Origin of the sequence: Aquimarina sp. ERC-38 (assembly GCF_026222555.1) — a bacterium.
Taxonomy (GTDB): domain Bacteria; phylum Bacteroidota; class Bacteroidia; order Flavobacteriales; family Flavobacteriaceae; genus Aquimarina.
The window spans coordinates 3,925,415-3,944,100 of sequence record NZ_CP098511.1 but is presented as its reverse complement, the minus strand read 5'-3'; the positions used below and the strand labels follow the sequence as shown (position 1 = coordinate 3,944,100).

Genomic DNA, 18,686 nt, shown 5'->3' with positions numbered 1-18,686 from the left:
TTCTAAATTACTAAAAATTTACTTTTTAGGCAAGATATTTTCAACCACATATTTTTTACTTGGCAAATATCCTTGACATATCTTTAAATGTTTTAAACTCCAAAGCGTTTCCGCAAGGATCGTAAAAAAATAAAGTTCCTTGTTCCCCGACTTCTCCTTTAAAACGAACGTAAGGGGCAATTTCAAACTCCACATTTTTAGCAGTTAAGCGTTCTGCCAGCTTCTCCCATTCGCTCCATTCCAGTAATACTCCAAAGTGGGGGATAGGAACCGATTTTCCGTCTACTTCATTATGTGCCGAAATCTTAGCACTATGTTCATGATAATGTATGACTAGTTGATGGCCAAAACAATTGAAATCTACCCAGTGTTCACTACTTCGACCTTCTTCAAAACCCATAACTTCTCCATAAAAAGTTCGAGCGACAGATAGGTTGTCTACAGGTATGGCAAGATGGAATGGGGACAAGCTGCTTTGACTCATATGCAATTTATTTTCTTCTTTTTTTAACTACTCGATTTGTTTCTTTTCTGTTATTATAATTTTTAGAAATTTTTTGTTCATCTACAGAAGCTTCTTTTGTTTTAACTGAATTGACCGTTACTTGATTGATCTCATTAAGTTCCTTTTCGGTAAGATATCGCCATTTACCTGGTAAAACGTCCAGCAGTACATTCATAATACGAACCCTCTTTAATTTAACTACTTCATAATCCAGATATTCGCACATACGCCGAATTTGTCGGTTTAATCCTTGGGTAAGTATAATCTTAAAAGTGTATTTATTAATAGCTTCTACCTGACAAGGCCGGGTTACGGTGTCTAAAATAGGTATACCTTGTCCCATTTGTTTTATAAACCGGGGCGTTATCAATTTATTGACTGTTACCACATATTCTTTTTCATGATTATTTCTAGCCCTTAAGACTTTATTTACAATATCTCCATCGCTGGTTAAAAAGATCAAACCTTCACTAGGCTTATCCAACCTACCAATAGGAAAAATTCTCTTAGGGTAATTAATGTAGTCTATGATATTGTCTTTTTCTTTATCTGAAGTAGTACATACAATACCAACCGGTTTATTAAATGCAAGGTACACGTGTTTTTCTTTTGGTTTTGTGATAAGTGTGCCCTCTACCTCAATCCGGTCATCAGGAGAAACACGTAAACCCATTTCAGCAACTTTTCCGTTGACCGTAATTTTTTTTTGATCAATATATTTATCTGCCTGTCGCCGTGAACAGTAGCCTACTTCGCTAAGATATTTATTAAGCCGAACGCTTTGTGTAGAATCCATATACAAAGTTCATCATTTATAAGCTGGTATCAAAAATATAGTGAGACAACCAGGATAAAATAACAAAAATTAATGGATTGTAACCTTATAGGTTCATTAGAAATCAATAATCAACCAGGATATAGTCGTTTGATTTGAGTTCACTATTTAATATTCTTAATTTCAACTTTAAGTATATCATCTATGACTTGTGGTCTTACCTAAAGAGGAAAGTTAAATACGTAACGATAATCTAAATAGTACCCATCTGTATAAATTTAATAATTGCATCGTCAACTTCGTCAAAATACAGGGAGTGTCCGAAATTTTCCGTTTCCATCAGTTGTAACTTATTCCAATGTTCAAGAAGTTGACTACTTTCACTAAACGGAGCAATATCATCGTATTTATCGTGGACCAGCAAACCGGGGAGTTGCATAGTATTAGCAAAGCGTAAAAGGGAAAATTCTATAAAATAAAAGTCAAAAGTTCTTTTAAAATAGCTATCTAAAATGGTCATAAAGCGATCTGACAATTTTAAGATATTTTGAAAATTTTTCATAATAGTTTCCAACTTGGTAGGAGGGGCAAGCAGTACCATCTTTTTTATTTCAGGATTTTGAAATTTATACTGGTAAAATACGCTTGTCATGGCACCGATGGAATGCCCAATAATATAATCCGGGCGGTACATGGTTATAATTCTTTCCATACAATTGGCGTATAAAGGTACGTTTAAAAAAGTTCCGGTAGAATGACCATGTGCGGGAGCATCAAAAGCTACTATATCATAACGCAATTGCTGTAATTTTTCTATTAATATCTTCCAGCGGTGGGTATTGCTTTCCCATCCATGCACCAGGAGAATGGTTTCTTTTTCTCCCTTCCATCGGTAGGTTTGTAATAGGAGGTTTTCAAAAGGAACTACATCATCTTCGGCTTCTTCTAAAAAAAACTCCTGATCCGGTGTTACCTTTCCTTTTTTTGGGGTACTAAAAAAATAAACAGCTTTCTTAATTGCCTTTTCCGGCTTGACTACTAGTAAAAATTCGAGGTATTTGCCCAGGGCAGGAGGTAAGTACTTTTTAAAGAAAGGTTTCATACTTCCCGGTTAGCCAGGTTAATGTCAAAAGCAGGCGTACAGATAGCGATATATTCACATTCGTCGTCAGACGGATTACTGTATTGTACCCGTACATCACGTGTTACCTTTATGGATTCACCTGCCTGGACCAGAATGGTTTCCTGATCAATCAAACATTGCATTTGTCCTCGAATCACATAGGTATATTCGTCAAATGCAGGCTTTTGAAAAGGCTCACTCCATTGCGGGGGTGCAATCATTCGGGCAATACTAATATCTTTATTTTGATCTGTAGCTATCCCAAAATGTTCTTCTATCACTTTATGATCTGTAGTAGGAACTACAAACGGCTTTTTTTGAACTAAGAATTTTTTAGTCATTATTACTTACTTATTTTAGAAATTTATTCAGAATACCTAAAGCTCCCCTGATAAAAGTAGCACTGGTCAACACTTTAACTACGGCTTTCTCGGTTGAAGAAGTGGTACTCTTTTTTGCTCTTGTATTTTTCTCTATTTTTTCCCTTTCCTTTTGAGCTGCGATCTTAGCCTCTTCAGCTTCTGCTTTTTCAATCTTTTCATTTAATAATTCATAGGCGCTTTCCCGATCAATGGTTTCATTATACTTTTTGATCAAACTGGATTCATCAAGTACTTCTTTTATCTCACTATCAGTCAAAATATCCATTCGGCTCATGGGGGCACGTAATAATGTCATTGCAAGGGGGGTGGGTCTTCCTTTTTCGTTTAATACCGAGATAAGTGCTTCACCGATTCCCAGAGAAGTCAAAGCTTCCTTAGTATCATAATATTCCGAATCAGGATAATTTTCTGCGGTTAACTTGATAGCTTTCCGATCTTTTGCTGTAAAAGCCCGTAGCGCATGCTGAATTTTTAAGCCTAACTGTCCTAGAATACCTTCCGGGACATCCGTAGGATTTTGAGTAACAAAGTATAATCCTACTCCTTTTGATCGGATTAATTTTACCATACTTTCAATCTGATCCATTAAGGCATTAGAAGCTTCTTTAAAGATAAGATGCGCTTCGTCCAGAAAGATGACAAGCTCCGGACGATCACTGTCTCCCTGCTCCGGAAAGGTGTTGTATACTTCTGCCAGCAGGCTCAACATAAATGTTGAGAATAGTTTAGGCTTATCCTGTATATCTGTTAAACGGATAATATTAATAAAACCTTCACCATCTTCGGTAATGCGTCGTAAATCATCAACATCAAATGATCTCTCTCCAAAAAAAAGGTCAGCACCCTGCTGTTCCAGAGCAACTATCTTACGAAGGATCGAACCGGTAGAAGCAGAAGAAATACGTCCGTAGTCTTTTTCAATCTCTTTACGCCCTTCGTTTGTGACGAATTGAAGTACCTTTTTAAGATCTTTTAAATCCAGTAATGGTAGTTGATGATCATCGCAATATTTAAAAATAATAGCAATGATCCCCGCCTGCGTTTCCGTAACATCCAGAATTCTTGAGAATAACACAGGTCCGAATTCGCTAACGGTAGCCCGTAACCTAACACCATCCTGATCAGATAAAGAAAGGAGTTCCACTGGAAATTTATGGGCTTCAAAAGGAATTCCGATTTCTGCGTGTCTTTCATCAATTTTTTTATGGCCCGGACTTGCGGCTGCTAATCCGCTTAGGTCTCCTTTAATATCCATCAGTAGAACAGGTACACCGTTCTTACTTAGATTTTCTGCCAGTACCTGTAGGGTTTTGGTCTTTCCGGTTCCGGTAGCACCTGCAATTAAACCATGTCGATTCATGGTTTTTAAAGGGACTTTTACAAAAGTATTGGTCAGCGTTTTACCTTCAAGCATGGCAGCTCCCAGGGTAATAGCTTCTCCTTGTGTTGCATATCCCGTTTCTATAGTATCAAAAAATTCCTGTGTTTTAGACATTTCTTATGTGAATTAACCTCATTCCTTTTATAAAATTACCAAACAGGTAAAATTTCAAAAGCTTAAAAGTACTAATTGTATTCAATCGACAAAAATACTAAGTTGTAGTTTTGTACATTTATCTTTACATAACTTTTGAATGTATTAAACAAGATGAAAGCACTTATACTACTTTTTTGCCTGAGTATTACCCTATCTATAACGGCTCAAGAAACCAAGAAAGATACTTTAATTTTTCACCCCAGTCATGAAGTGTCAAAATCACATACCCCTTTTTCGGATGTTGTGGAAGCAGGTAATTTATATTTTCTATCCGGACAAATTGGTATGGATCATAGGACGAGAACCTTAGTACCAGGAGGCATTGAAGCAGAGACTAAACAAGCATTGGATAATATTAAAGACGTTTTAGAACATCACAATTTAAGCTTGCAGAATGTAGTAAAGTGTACGGTAATATTATCAAACATTAAAGACTTTAAAAAGTTTAATACCATATATACAAAGTACTTCCCACAAAAGCCGGCGCGGACTACCTTTGCCGCTCAAGACCTTGCCCGGGGGGCTAAAATAGAAATTGACTGTATCGCTGTAAAATAGCTTATTTTTTAAAGAACATCAACTATCTTTGATCCCTTATGCTGAAAAAGGAAGAAGAATTAGTGAATCAAGGTAAAATGTTGCCTTTAATGGAAGCATTTTATACTATACAGGGAGAAGGTTATCATAAAGGTACAGCCGCTTATTTTATTCGGATAGGTGGGTGTGACGTAGGTTGTCATTGGTGCGATGTAAAAGAAAGCTGGAATGCGGAGACACATCCGCCTACTTCTACCGATACCATTGTAAGCCAGGCATTAACTTATAGTAAGACTATTGTAGTTACCGGGGGGGAACCCCTTACCTGGAATATGCAACCTCTGACTAAACAAATAAAAGAAGGTGGTGGTATTACTCATATTGAAACATCCGGAGCTTATCCGCTAACCGGATTATGGGACTGGATTTGCTTATCACCAAAAAAGGTAAAAAAACCATTACCTGGAATCTACCAAAAAGCTAACGAACTCAAATGTATTATCTACAATAAGAATGATTTTCAATTTGCAGAAGAAGAAGCAGAAAAGGTAAACCCCACTTGTATTCTTTACTTACAACCGGAATGGAGCGTACGTGAAAAAATGATTCCGTTGATTGTAGCGTATGTAATGAACAAGCCTAAATGGAAAGTTTCTCTACAAACGCATAAATACCTTAATATACCTTAAACGAAAGAAGTAAGCGTTTTATCGAAATACCGTATGTTTTGTAAAATTCTGAAAATCAATATTTAAAATATTTTTTAATTTATTTTGGTAAGAAATAACTGATTTTAAAAGTTTTTCCAGATAATTATTCATCTTAAAAATTTGTTAAATGCGTATTTTATCGATAAAATTATAATTTATGACGGATAAAGAACTAATGTCAAGTTAAAAGTATTGTAGTAACCTCTTGATTGGGTTATATTTGAGTATAATTAAAAATTTATATCATGGGGCAATTTTACACTAAGTTCAAGTTAACTTTTAAAATCATTATGGATTTTCTTGGAGAACTTCCAGGTGCAAGTAGTTATGTTATGAGAAGATAATAATAACTACCCGTTTAAAAGTCGAAAAGGGATTTTACAGAAGTAAAATCCCTTTTTTGTATAAAAGAGTCTGTAAGTATTGCTACTAAAAGTAAAATGGTATTTCAACTAAAGTATCATCCCAACCCATAAACATATGGTAACCTTTATCTACATCTTTAAAAGCAACTGAAAATGCTTCTAACGAACTTTTAGATTCCTGTACCGGAACTTTTATAGTAGCTACATTTTTACTTTCGTCATAAGTATAAGCTCCCCACGAATCCAAGTCAGAATTTAAAATAACCGTCCATTCTTTTTCTCCGGGAATAGTAAAGAGGGAGTACGTTCCGGCTTTTACCGTAGTATCTCCCAGTTTTACATCTTTAAAAAGTTTAATTTCAGTAGCTTCATCCGCACCGGTTCGCCATACTTTTCCGTAAGGCACTAATTTCCCAAAAACCTCCCGATCTTTTTTCTGCGGTCGGCTGTAAATTACTTTAATATCCGGTTTAGCATCACGGCTTTTTTTAGCATAAGCAATGTCTGTAGGGCTTTTTTGCATATCTGCAAATTTCTGTGCCTGTACATTCGTAATTAAGGTCATGCAAAAGATAGCAATACAAGCGATCAATTTTTTCATAAGTCTATAAATTTATTTAGTGTATGACGTAAAGGTATTTACCCCCTTACTTTAATAGTGTTAATTAGTTCTTTATGCTTTGTTAATATTTCTAAAACGTTCATTAGGATACTAATGTGTTTATAACAGATTTTCTTATTTAAGTAAGATTATATTAGCTCCTTTTTTTGGAAGGCGAACACTATATTTTTAATACTTATTTTCGTTTTTTAATCATGGGAAACATACTTATAACAAGATCATAGTTGTTCTGTTTTTGACCTAATACGCTCCACACGCTTTTTATGAATGTTGCTATTTAAAGATTTTATGTTTAAAATTTGAATTAAATATTTAATTTTGGTTATAAAATGAAACCAATTAATTAATTTATGTTTATAAATTGAAATAAATAATTCATTTTTGAACTTTATTAAAATAGAATACCATGTGTGGAATTGCTTGTGCATTTGAATTAAAAGAATCATCTGAGGTATTAAGACCTCAATTATTAGAAATGTCTAAAACCATTAGGCATCGCGGACCAGACTGGAGCGGAATATATGCAGAAAATAATGCAGTAATGGCTCACGAACGTTTAGCTATCGTGGACCCGGTTTCCGGAAAACAACCTTTATTTAGTGAAGATAAAAAATTAGTACTTGCTGCTAATGGAGAGATATATAACCATCAGGAATTAAGAAAGCAATTTCAAGGAAAATATAACTTTCAAACGGATTCTGATTGTGAAATCATTTTAGCGCTCTATCAGGAAAAGGGCCCGGACTTTCTGGATGATTTAAATGGTATTTTTGCTTTTGCTCTATATGATGTTGATAAAGATATTTACCTTATTGCCCGTGATCATATGGGAATTATTCCATTGTATATGGGGTGGGATCAAAATGGTACTTTTTATGTTGCTTCAGAATTGAAGGCGCTAGAAGGTGTTTGTTCTAAAATTGAACTATTTCCACCGGGTCATTATAAATATGGTGCAGATAGTGAATTGGTTAAGTGGTACGAGAGAGACTGGGCAGACTTTAATGCAGTAAAAGACAATCAAACTAGTATTGATGAATTAAGAGAAGCACTGGAAGCAGCGGTTCACCGTCAATTAATGTCTGACGTGCCATACGGGGTATTATTATCAGGTGGATTGGATTCTTCGGTAACCTCTGCCATTGCTAAGAAATATGCTGAAAAACGGATTGAATCCGGTGATACGAAAGCAGCCTGGTGGCCTCAATTGCATTCTTTTTCGGTAGGATTAGAAGGATCACCGGATCTGGCTGCTGCTCAAAAAGTAGCAGATCATATTGGTACGGTACATCATGAAATTAAGTTTACCATTCAGGAAGGCCTGGATGCTATTAAAGATGTGATCTATAACCTGGAAACCTACGATATAACTACTATTCGTGCCAGTACGCCTATGTATTTAATGGCAAGAGTTATTAAATCTATGGGAGTTAAAATGGTATTATCCGGTGAAGGAGCTGATGAATTGTTCGGAGGATATCTGTATTTCCATAAGGCACCAAACGCACAGGAATTTCATGAAGAAACGGTTCGAAAATTAAGTAAACTTCATATGTACGATTGTTTACGGGCAAATAAATCCTTGGCCGCCTGGGGGATTGAAGGTAGGGTTCCGTTTTTGGATAAAGAATTTATGGATGTAGCCATGCGTATCAATCCGCAGGATAAAATGATTAACGGAGAACGTATGGAAAAATGGGTTATCCGGAAAGCTTTTGAATCTTATTTACCAGAGAGCGTTGTCTGGAGACAAAAAGAACAGTTTTCAGATGGTGTAGGCTATAGTTGGATCGATACCTTAAAAGAAGTGGTTGATAAAGAAGTAACAGAAGAACAAATGGCAAATGCACAATACCGTTTTCCATTACAAACCCCTCAAAATAAAGAAGAATTCTATTACCGTTCCATCTTTGAAAGCCACTTTCCCAGTGATGCGGCAGCATTAAGTGTGCCTCAGGAACCTTCAGTAGCTTGTAGTACTAAAATTGCATTAGAATGGGATGAAGCCTTTAAAAATATGAATGACCCTAGCGGAAGAGCAGTTGCTAATGTTCATGATGAAGCTTATGAATAAGTCATAAAATATGAATCCTTTGTTTAAAAGCCTTTCCCAACCGGAAAGGCTTTTTCTATGATTTTTAAACAAATTATTTACGCTCTAGTTTAAATAAGCGTTGTTAGTATAAGTTAGCGATATTAATATTATTACATAAAATACTGATAATCAGATTTTAAAATTAGCATCATTAAAAACATCCTTCCCCAACCCTTCCTTTGAAGGAAGGGAGCAAAAAAGTCTCCCTTTGAAGGGAGATTTAGAGGGATGTTCAGCATATTTTAATAACAACGCTAATTTAAACTAGAGCCATTATTTATTCTATATATCAACTGCATAATACGCATTAATCTAAAGCGTAAATATCTATTCAAAGTCATATCATCAATAAATGGATATTAAGAGTTTAACTATTAAAATTAAAATTCTATTGAAGTTAAACGATATTTCAACTACCACAAACGACATCTCAACAAAAGAGTGTTGAATTATTTTTTTGATAGTTCCATTTTTGACTTATGAAAAAAGAGATGGTTTACTAGTTATAACCTTTCAACTTTTCTTCAAAATCATTAAAAAGGTCTCTATTTAGAGTCAAACGAGTACTTAAATATTACATTATGGCACTATTTTCAACAATCAAAACAGTAAAGAATACTAATTCTTTCTTATACAAAGTAGTTTTATTTCATGTACTTTGCGCAGCTTTTTGTACGCTAGCTATATTTGTGGATGACCGCACCTTAACAGGGGTCAACGTATGGATCAAACCCTTAAAATTTGCGGTATCCGGGGCAGTTTATATATTTACCGTAGGATATTTTAGTATATTTTATCCTTTTTCAAATAAATGGCGAAATCTATTACTTTATACGGTTGCATTTACATTATTACTGGAATATTTAATTATTCTTTTTCAGGCTGGTAGGGGAGTTCAATCTCATTACAACATTTCTAATCCTTTAGACGGACTATTATTTGCCTCTATGGGTATTTTGATTGCAATTAATGTGCTTATCATGTTTTATTTTCTGTTAGAGACTATTCGATTACGTATGAAAGTAGCTACTGTCGTGCAATTAGCAATAGGTTTTGGTTGGTTAATAATTTTAGTTGGCAGTTGGGTAGGCGGTCAGATGATCAGTCAGATGGCACATAATGTGGGTGTTGTCGATGGAGGAGAAGGTATCGCTATTCTCAACTGGAGTACGGTTGCCGGAGATATACGTATTGCTCATTTTTTTGGAGTCCACGGGTTACAAATTATTCCCTTATTTGCGGTTTGGTTACGTTCCATATCTATTAAAAAATCAAGAAATCAGTTAATTCTTGTACTTTTATTCGCGTTATTATACGCAATTTGGTTAGGTTGGGTTTTTTATCGTGCTAAACAAGGACTTACCACTTTTTAATTCTATGTTACTAAATAAAGATAAGCGAATAAAATATTTAGGCTTTAATGATTTTTGGTTTGTAGCTATCGGAATAGTTGTTCTTTCCTTCGTTACTGACTTTTTATTCAACCATAATTCTTTTAAGCGTCTACCATTGGTGCAAGCTTTACTTAATTGGGGTATCTCTTTATTCATTACATCCTGTAACTGGTTTTTTATGCGCTATGTAATTATACGATTAAGACAACGCTTTTCAGCTTTTGAAGAGACTTTTAAACGTTTTTTTATACTCTTGATAATACTTCTGTGTTCTATTATTACTATCGATTTTACGACTTCCTTAATACTAAATTTCATTTTTAATAATCATTATAGATATGAGCAAAGACACGAGGTACTAGTATCCGTATTCATAATTAGTGTTATGGTACAGGGGATTTATGAAGTTATTTATTATCATGTGCGTTTAAAAGAATATATTAGAAAGGAAGAACAAGTAAAACAGTTCAGAATACAGGCGCAACTAGATACGTTACGCAATCAATCACAACCCCATTTTCTGTTTAATACCCTAAACACACTTCGAGATATTATTGACCAGGAGTCTAAAGAGACTACTAAAAAGTTTGTTGATCAACTTTCTGAAATTTACAGGTTTATTCTGGAATCCAAACACCAGGATTTGGTATCGCTTTCTGAAGAGCTGAAATTTGCCAAAGCGTATTTGCATATTCAACAAGAAAGATTTGGTGATAATTTACAGGTAGTATGGCAAATCGCACAAAGTGGTAATAACCATAAAATAGTGCCTATGAGTATTCAACTATTAATTGAAAATGTGATCAAACACAATATTATTTCTAAATCAAAACCACTTCAAATACGTATTGAAATGGCTACAGAACAACTAATCGTATCTAATACACTTCAACCTAAATCTTCTATTGTTCCTTCAACAAAAAAAGGCTTAGAAAATATATGTAAACGCTACCAGCTTATAGCCAAAAGGTTACCTTCAATTAAACAAACAGAAGATCAATTTATTGTTTCACTTCCGTTACTGACTTAAAGTTTACTTATGAATGTATTAATCATTGAAGATGAATTCCGGGCGGTTAATCAATTAAGAAAATTACTAACTCAAATTGATGTTGAATGTACTATTTTGGAAGTTTTGGATTCGGTAGAAGCTTCTGTATTTTGGTTAAAGAATAACAAGATGCCAGATTTAGTATTTATGGATATTCAGTTGGCCGATGGTTTGAGTTTTGAAATTTTCCAAAAAGTCAAGGTAGAAACACCCATAATATTTACAACAGCATTTGATCAATATGCAATTCAGGCCTTTAAAGTAAACAGTATTGATTATCTTTTAAAACCAATACGCTTGGAAGACTTACAAGTTGCATTATCTAAATTTAAAGAAACAGTTCGCCCTAAGGGATTGTCTCCTGAAACCTTAAGTCAATTAGTAAAACAAATGCTTCCGGAACCAGTGCAAAATTTTCGGGAGAGTATTCTTATTAAACAAGGTGATACATTGCTTCTGTTAAAAGTTGAAGATCTGTTGTTTTGTTATTCAGAAAATAGTGTGACTTTTGGGGTGACTAAAAGTAAGCGATTTATTATCGATGAAACTTTAGACCAATTATTTAATTCTTTTTCTCCAAAACAATTTTTTAAAATTAATCGTGGTCAGATTGTCGCTAAGCATGCAGTACTTCAGATAAAACCTTATTTTAATCATCGCTTAAAGTTAAAAATAGAAGGCGGAGATAATTATGATTTTACAGTGAGTCGACAAAAAACGGGAGATTTTAAAAATTGGTTAAATCAATAATCTTTTAGAATTTTTATAAGATTATTAATAATAAACTTCGAGACTACCATAAACCTTTATAAAAATGAGTAGCTACATAACATTAAAGGATATAGATTTTTCTCTTATAGCCTTATAATTTTTAACTTGTGGCATATTTGAGTAATAATGATTATAAGATCTATTGGTTTGAATGCTTCGACTAAAGGAAGAAGTTTACTTTATCTACAATCAGTAGAACTATAGAGTCTTTCGACCCAACTCAAGATCATAAGGATTTTAGTCAAAAAAATTATGTAATCCTGAGTTAAACCGAAGGTTTCGATATCCTCAATTAAGATAAGGACAGGCTATTTTTTCTTTATTTTATTGCAAAAAAAACATTCAAATTGACGCTTTTTTCCCAAATGTACTAGCGGTATTGTTTAAGGCGGATTTAAACTTACTTTCCTGAAGATTTCATCATAGTACTAACTAAGCCTATACATACTTTCAAAAATCCATTATAAATACAATTATGGATCAAGTAGAATTATTATTTCACTAAGAAAATTGGTCAAATTTATAATAGCAATTCAAATTTACCTTTGTTCATAGATTAACATCAAACACTCCTTTGTAATCCACGTTAAGGGAGGGTTAAATAATTAATTTTTGTCTATTTGATAAAAATACATGCGTAATAATATTGATTGTGTAAAATAATTTATAAAATATTTGCATATACTTATAAAAATAGTTTATTTTTATCTCGCAATGGGGAAGTTGTATAAAAATAAAGCATATAAAAAGATAAAATTTCTTTCTATTTAACATTAAAATCATTAAAAATTGGGATAAACTACTTTAAGACTAAAATTCAATAAAAACGGTAAAGTAGGGTCTACTGAATAGGTCATATGTTTGCAAATCGGACATGATTCATTACCACAAGCTGTTTTTATCGTTGTTAATTTATTAGTTCATCCTAAAGTGTTATAAATACTTTCTTTCCTTTTATTAATTACGGATTTAATACACTCATTTAACTTAATATATTTAATAACACGATTATGAATTTAAATTATACCAGTAAGATACTTGGGGCAGTCTTTGTACTCCTATGTATCTTCAGCTTTCAAGCACAGACGGTTGTAAACTTCGATGCTGAAAGAGACTCTTCAAAACCTTTAAATACCGAAATCCAACGAGTAATCAGAAGTAATCCCGGAGCTATCATTGAATTTAGGTCATCTACTTATAACTTAGAAAATAGAGGACTATCAATTCCGGAAGGAGTAACTTTAAGAGGAGTAACTACTCGTTCAATTACTCCGAACCTTTCCGGAAGAGGGGCAGATAACAGAAATATCAGAACCCGATTTATTAACTGTGAGAATGTGGTTTTTAGAGCTGATAATATTAAAATGCAAGGTCTGGAATTTGTAAAGACCACCGGTCAACGTTTTAATGTCTTTTTTAACCTGATTCATCCTACCTATACTGATGGTGACCTGGATACAAATGATGAGTATACCGGGATAGAATTAGATAACGTAAAAATTGTAGGAGGAGGTTATGCGGTAGCCGTCGGAAATGGATTTGGCGGAACTTTTAATAATGTTTCTATCGTTAACTTTAATGTGATTGGGGTATGGTTCAATAGAACCGGAAACGTAGATGAACATTCTAGAGTTACTTTTACAAACTGTACTTTTGAACCTAGAAACGAAGCTAATAGTGCCGGTAATGCGGTAGCTCCAGGAAGTAAAATCGAATTTAATGACCGGGGTATTTCAATAGACGGAGGAAATACTTCGTACCCAATCGTATGGGATCATAACGGGACAAGAATTGAAAAGTGCCTATTTATAGATACTGGTATCGGAGCTTCTTCCAGAGGTACCGATGTTATCGTTAATAATAATGAATTTAGAGATTCTGAAGGAGTTGTTGAGCATATTAGAGTAGAAGAGTTTTCCAGTAATTTTAAGATTATTAACAACTTATTTAATTGTAACAACGCCCGAAGTAAAATTATAACTTTTGACAGAGAATTACAGGGGGTGAGCGATATTGACATTTCCGGAAACAAGGTTACCGGATTATATTTATACTTTCTTTCTGCTTATGCTCCAAATAATTTAACGATACGCAATAATGATTTTACTGGTGCCAGGGAGTTTGTAAACTCTGTTGGAAGATCTGTTTGGATAAATCTTACTTTTTATGAGAATGCAGGAAAAGAACCCATATCTCCCAGATCTTCGGACCTTCCGGGAGAGTTTGTAACTAATGGACTTACCGTTTCGGGAAATACCGGGTTAGGTAATAAAATAGGATCTTTAACGGTGAATCTACCCCAAGGAAACAGAGGTTTTAACAGTGATTTTCCTGCTAATAGAACAATCATAAGAAATTTTGCACCTCCTAAGCCTTTACTTAGAGATGGAATTTACGAAATTGTAAATAAAGGTACTACTAAAAAGATGATACCTAACAGCAATAACGATCGATTAAGTACTACAAGTGCCTCAAATAGTGCTACCAGATGGAGGGTAACCTTTATTCCACCATTTTATTATACGATACAAAATGTTGCGACCAACGAATACCTGGAACTGGACATTCCCTTTACAGAGAGTAATATTATAGGTAATCCTAATAATCTACCTAATCTTTTCCCTTTTGCAAAAAATACCTTTAACAACTTTAGATCAAGTTTAGTAAACAGACTACCTTTTTGGTCTTTTCAAAAAAGAGGTAACGATTTTGTGATTTTTCCGGGTGGAAATGAGAAGCAGTCTGCTATTGCTGCTACACCTAATGATGTAGTTAATCTGGTAACCGCAAGACAGAAAGCGCCTAATAGTGGAGCGCGCATACCTAGAGAGCTGGGAGATGATGCAAGATGGTCATTTAGGTCACTTAGCGATAACTTTCTTACATGGAATACAAGCGCACGTGAATTTACAACCGGTCAAAATACCAATCAAAGCATTTCTTATGAGGTTAGAAAAGCAAATGAGGTATTACAATCCGTAGATTTTGGACTGGTGATTATCAATAAAAATACGAATGCCGTAGTCCGGTCAGTATCGTCTGTTACTCCTGTAAATGCACGAGGCTCTAGTTCAAATACTGTTAGATTTAATTATACGATTCCTTCTAATGCAGTAGTCTCTGCAAATTTACCTCAAAATCAGGGGTATGCTATACGCTCCAGGTTAGTTACCAAAGTGAACGGAAGAGGCGCTGACATCATTGAAGAGTTTCAGGTACCGGTAGCTATATTTGGGAATATTACGGCCTCAGAAATTACCTGGGATACGAATTCAGTTACTGAATTTTCTTTAGGAGCTACTACGCAGCAAACGATTACTCATAATACACTACCTTCAGAAACACCTGATTTTACCCAATTTGGATTATTTGTGGTGAGTTCTAACAATAATAGTGTAGTCTCTGCTATTACACCACAGGTTTTTCCATCTGTAGCTAGAAATATAAAACAGCGAGATACCCAGACCTTTAGTTTTACGGTTCCTAATAACATTGTACCTTCAAGTGGTTTACCGGCAGGGCAACGTTATGCCATCAGGGTAATTTTAGGTACTAAAGATGCCGCAGGAAATGATAAATTTACTTCTGAGATTACCCCGGTAACCATATCGGCTGCAAATACTGTAGCCTGGGAAACCAGTAGTTCTAATCTTACTATAGGAGAAAGCAAAAGACAACGAATTTCTTACTCTTTTCAAAATTCACAAAGCCTTAGCTTGCTTCAATTCGGATTAATAGTACGTGACGCTAATACCAATACTTTTATACGAGAAATAGCACCACAAACTAACCTGGAAGTTCCTGCTGGTCCTAATTCCGGTACACAAACTTTTAATTTTACTACTCCGGCAACTCCTCTTAGTAGCGAATTGGCAACAGGTGAAAAATACACGCTTCGTGTCAGATTGCAAACTACAGATACGGCAGGTAATGTGATAACTACATTGAGTTTTACTGATGTAAGCGTAGAATCTTCACCGTCAAGTACTACTAATCCGCCAAGACCATCAGGAAATACTTTTATACGTTGGGAAAACTTTACGAGACAACAACGTATCGGAGCACGTACTACGCAAACGATTTCTTATCGGGTACAAGAAAACCAAATACTTCGATCCGTTCAATTTGGCTTAATAGTTACTACCAGGAATAATAAATTTGTCAGAGTTGCAAGTCGTCAGGTTACCGTAGGAGATAGAACATCACCTAAAGAGGCTGAAAATGTTGACTTTGCTTTTACCATACCTACTAGTACCGAACCATCACGCGCATTACCAAACAATCAAAAATATAGAATGCGTTTACTAATTCGATTTAGGGATAGTGCAGGTAAAACCCGAGAATTCACACGATATATGGATGTGAATGTAGTAAGAGGACAGGTACGTTCTACTGCCTCTTTAAAAAGTGCAGAAGAGACAACTTTATCCGTATATCCTAATCCCGCATCTGATGTATTATTTATTAGTGGTCAGGAAGAAATCGTAAATGCTAATTACAGAATTTATACCATCTCAGGACAACTAATCCTATCAACGCAAGCTAGCGATCGTATAAACGTAAGTAATTTAAGTGCCGGTATGTATTTCTTAAAAACTTCCACTGGTATTGTAAAATTTTTAAAGCAGTAAATTTTAAATAGGTAACACCTACAACACAAACTCGAAAGCCTTGGGAATTTTTTCTCAGGGCTTTTATAATTTTGTCTAATTCTTTAGCTATGTAGCTATAGCTAAATCAACATTAAATAACCTTTGTTCGGTAGCGTAGTAAATATTGTAAGAATACTAAATTATAAGCTAAAAAAACCGTTCTCTAATTCAATAAAGAACGGTTATTGAACAATACAACGTTAATACTAAAAATAATATTAATTCGCTTACATATTACATTATGCGATAAAATATCCCTTCTCTTCGGCAACCTTATCTGCAATTGTGGTACGTAATGCCACTACGTTAGGTTGGTTTGCATACTTGGTAAAGCGTTTTAAACCCATTAACATCATACGTTGTTCATCACCTTCGGCAAAAGAAACAATAGCTTCTTTTCCTTTTTGATTGATAATATCAACTGCGTTGTATAAATATAACTGCGACATAGCAATCTGAGTTTCCTGAGAAGCTTCACCAAAGCGTTTTGCATTTTTCTCAGTACGTAGAATGGCAGATTCCGCCATATAAATTTCGATCAGAATATCTGCTGCTGCTAATAACAATTGTTGGTTTTCTTCTAATTTTGGTCCGAATTTTTGAACCGCTGCACCTGCAACCATTAGGAATACCTTTTTTAATTTTCCCAATAATTCTTTTTCCTCTGCAAATAATTCGGAATAATCCGGCATGTCAAAAGAAGGAATTCCGGTCAATTCATCGGCAACTTTCATAGCTGGGCCTAGTAAATCCACATGGCCTTTCATAGCTTTCTTAACCAGCATACCTACGGCAAGCATTCGGTTGATTTCATTAGTACCTTCATAAATTCTAGCAATACGAGCATCTCTCCAGGCAGACTCCATAGGGGTATCTGCTGAGAATCCCATACCTCCCAAAATTTGAATTCCTTCATCCGTGGTATTTTGAACATCTTCAGAAACTGCTACTTTTAAGATAGAACATTCAATAGCATATTCTTCTACACCTTTTAACTCTGCTTCCTGATGTGAATTTCCTTCGGATTGACGAATTGCAATTCGATCTTCAATATTTTTGGCAGCCCGATAGCTGGCCGCTTCATCAACGTAGGTATTAGTAGCCATTTCTGCAATTTTGGCTTTAATTGCTCCAAAATTGATAATTGGGGTTTTAAATTGAATACGTTCCTGCGCATAAGTTACGGCCTCATTGATCACCCGACGTTGTGCATCTAAACAAGCCGCAGCCAATTTGATTCGGCCAACATTCAAAGCATTCATGGCTATTTTAAAACCGTTTCCGCGCTCAGACAACATATTGTCTACGGATACTTTTGTATTTTCAAAGAACACCTGACGGGTAGAGGAGGAGTGAATCCCTAATTTTTTTTCTTCATCACCCAGGGATATTCCGTTAGAAGGATCATTTTCAACAATAAATCCGGTAATATTTTTATCATCTTCAATTCGGGCAAAAACAATAAACAGGTTACAAAAACCAGCGTTGGATATCCACATTTTCTGTCCGGAAATTAAATAATGTTTCCCATCCTCAGATAAAACAGCTTTGGTTTTCCCTGAATTTGCGTCAGACCCTGCACCGGGCTCTGTCAAACAGTAGGCACCAAACCATTCTCCAGTAGCTAATTTAGGTACGTATTTTTTCTTTTGTTCTTCATTTCCGTATAAGGTGATAGGCATCGTACCAATCCCCGTATGTGCTCCAAAAGCGGTGCTAAAAGAACCCGTGGCTCCGGAGATATAATCACAAACCAGCATCGTCGAGACAAAGCCCATTCCCAGACCATCGTATTCTTCAGGAACTGCGACTCCTAATAAGCCTAGTTCTCCAGCTTTACGCATACATTCTTCGGTGTAAGCGTAATCTTTCTTTTCAAAACGCTCCCAATGCGCCCACAATTCTCTGTCTACAAATTCTTTAGTGCTATCACGCATCATTTTTTGCTCCTCTGTAAAATCTTCGGGTGTAAATACATCTTCTGCCTTCGTTTCTTTTACCAGGAACTGTCCTCCTCTTAAAATCTCTTTATTTATCGTTTCTGTACTCATAACTTTTTTATTAAGAAACTAGACTACTAGAAACTAGAGCCTAGATTTTATTATTTATAATTAACTTATTTTATTAAAAGGTTAAGTCTAGAATCTAGAGTCTACCCATCTAATG

14 protein-coding genes are annotated in these 18,686 nt (G+C 34.9%); 7 read left to right on the top strand and 7 right to left on the bottom strand.

What is annotated here, in order from left to right; translation table 11 throughout:
• Window positions 1-55: 55 nt before the first annotated feature.
• The 5 genes from NBT05_RS16415 to NBT05_RS16395 form a co-directional block, all read right to left on the bottom strand.
• Complete coding sequence (locus tag NBT05_RS16415) at window positions 56-484, bottom strand: VOC family protein (protein WP_265770987.1); 429 nt, start codon at window positions 482-484, stop codon at window positions 56-58.
• Between the two features lie 7 nt (window positions 485-491).
• A complete protein-coding gene (gene rluF, locus NBT05_RS16410) occupies window positions 492-1,301 on the bottom strand; it encodes a 23S rRNA pseudouridine(2604) synthase RluF (RefSeq protein WP_265770986.1) in 810 nt (269 codons plus the stop codon).
• A 232-nt stretch (window positions 1,302-1,533) separates the two neighbouring features.
• Window positions 1,534-2,382, bottom strand: coding sequence for an alpha/beta hydrolase (locus NBT05_RS16405; protein WP_265770985.1), 849 nt, complete (start codon window positions 2,380-2,382; stop codon window positions 1,534-1,536).
• On the bottom strand, window positions 2,379-2,744 hold the full coding sequence (locus NBT05_RS16400; protein ID WP_265770984.1) for a cupin domain-containing protein: 366 nt from the start codon (window positions 2,742-2,744) through the stop codon (window positions 2,379-2,381). The genes NBT05_RS16405 and NBT05_RS16400 overlap by 4 nt, the downstream gene beginning before the upstream one ends.
• 10 nt (window positions 2,745-2,754) lie before the next feature.
• A complete protein-coding gene (locus tag NBT05_RS16395; protein WP_265770983.1) occupies window positions 2,755-4,281 on the bottom strand; it encodes a helicase HerA-like domain-containing protein in 1,527 nt (508 codons plus the stop codon).
• Window positions 4,282-4,434: 153 nt separating this feature from the next.
• Between NBT05_RS16395 and NBT05_RS16390 the strand changes: the two genes are divergently transcribed.
• Both NBT05_RS16390 and NBT05_RS16385 read left to right on the top strand, forming a co-directional pair.
• Window positions 4,435-4,881 (top strand): RidA family protein, encoded by a 447-nt coding sequence (locus tag NBT05_RS16390; RefSeq protein WP_265770982.1) that lies wholly within the window; start codon window positions 4,435-4,437, stop codon window positions 4,879-4,881.
• Between the two features lie 38 nt (window positions 4,882-4,919).
• Window positions 4,920-5,549 carry a 7-carboxy-7-deazaguanine synthase QueE gene (locus tag NBT05_RS16385; protein WP_265770981.1) on the top strand — a complete coding sequence of 210 codons (630 nt, stop codon included), beginning with the start codon at window positions 4,920-4,922 and terminating at the stop codon, window positions 5,547-5,549.
• A 450-nt stretch (window positions 5,550-5,999) separates the two neighbouring features.
• Here the strand turns inward: NBT05_RS16385 and NBT05_RS16380 are convergent, their stop codons facing one another.
• Window positions 6,000-6,536 (bottom strand): DUF2911 domain-containing protein, encoded by a 537-nt coding sequence (locus NBT05_RS16380; protein ID WP_265770980.1) that lies wholly within the window; start codon window positions 6,534-6,536, stop codon window positions 6,000-6,002.
• 427 nt (window positions 6,537-6,963) lie between these two features.
• On the opposite strand from NBT05_RS16380, the gene asnB reads away from it, so the two are divergent.
• The 5 genes from asnB (at window position 6,964) to NBT05_RS16355 (ending at window position 16,499) form a co-directional block, all read left to right on the top strand.
• Entirely contained in the window at window positions 6,964-8,631 is a 1,668-nt protein-coding gene (gene asnB, locus NBT05_RS16375) for an asparagine synthase B (protein WP_265770979.1), read from the top strand.
• Between the two features lie 602 nt (window positions 8,632-9,233).
• The gene (locus NBT05_RS16370) at window positions 9,234-10,025 is read left to right on the top strand and encodes a hypothetical protein (RefSeq protein WP_265770978.1); all 792 of its coding nucleotides are present in this window, start codon (window positions 9,234-9,236) and stop codon (window positions 10,023-10,025) included.
• 406 nt (window positions 10,026-10,431) lie between these two features.
• A complete protein-coding gene (locus tag NBT05_RS16365) occupies window positions 10,432-11,076 on the top strand; it encodes a sensor histidine kinase (protein WP_265770977.1) in 645 nt (214 codons plus the stop codon).
• A 9-nt stretch (window positions 11,077-11,085) separates the two neighbouring features.
• The gene (locus NBT05_RS16360; RefSeq protein ID WP_265770976.1) at window positions 11,086-11,847 is read left to right on the top strand and encodes a LytR/AlgR family response regulator transcription factor; all 762 of its coding nucleotides are present in this window, start codon (window positions 11,086-11,088) and stop codon (window positions 11,845-11,847) included.
• 1,031 nt (window positions 11,848-12,878) lie between these two features.
• Window positions 12,879-16,499 (top strand): T9SS type A sorting domain-containing protein, encoded by a 3,621-nt coding sequence (locus NBT05_RS16355; protein WP_265770975.1) that lies wholly within the window; start codon window positions 12,879-12,881, stop codon window positions 16,497-16,499.
• Between the two features lie 260 nt (window positions 16,500-16,759).
• On the opposite strand, the gene NBT05_RS16350 is transcribed toward NBT05_RS16355, so the two are convergent.
• A complete protein-coding gene (locus NBT05_RS16350) occupies window positions 16,760-18,571 on the bottom strand; it encodes an acyl-CoA dehydrogenase family protein (protein WP_265770974.1) in 1,812 nt (603 codons plus the stop codon).
• Between the last annotated feature and the right edge of the window lie 115 nt (window positions 18,572-18,686).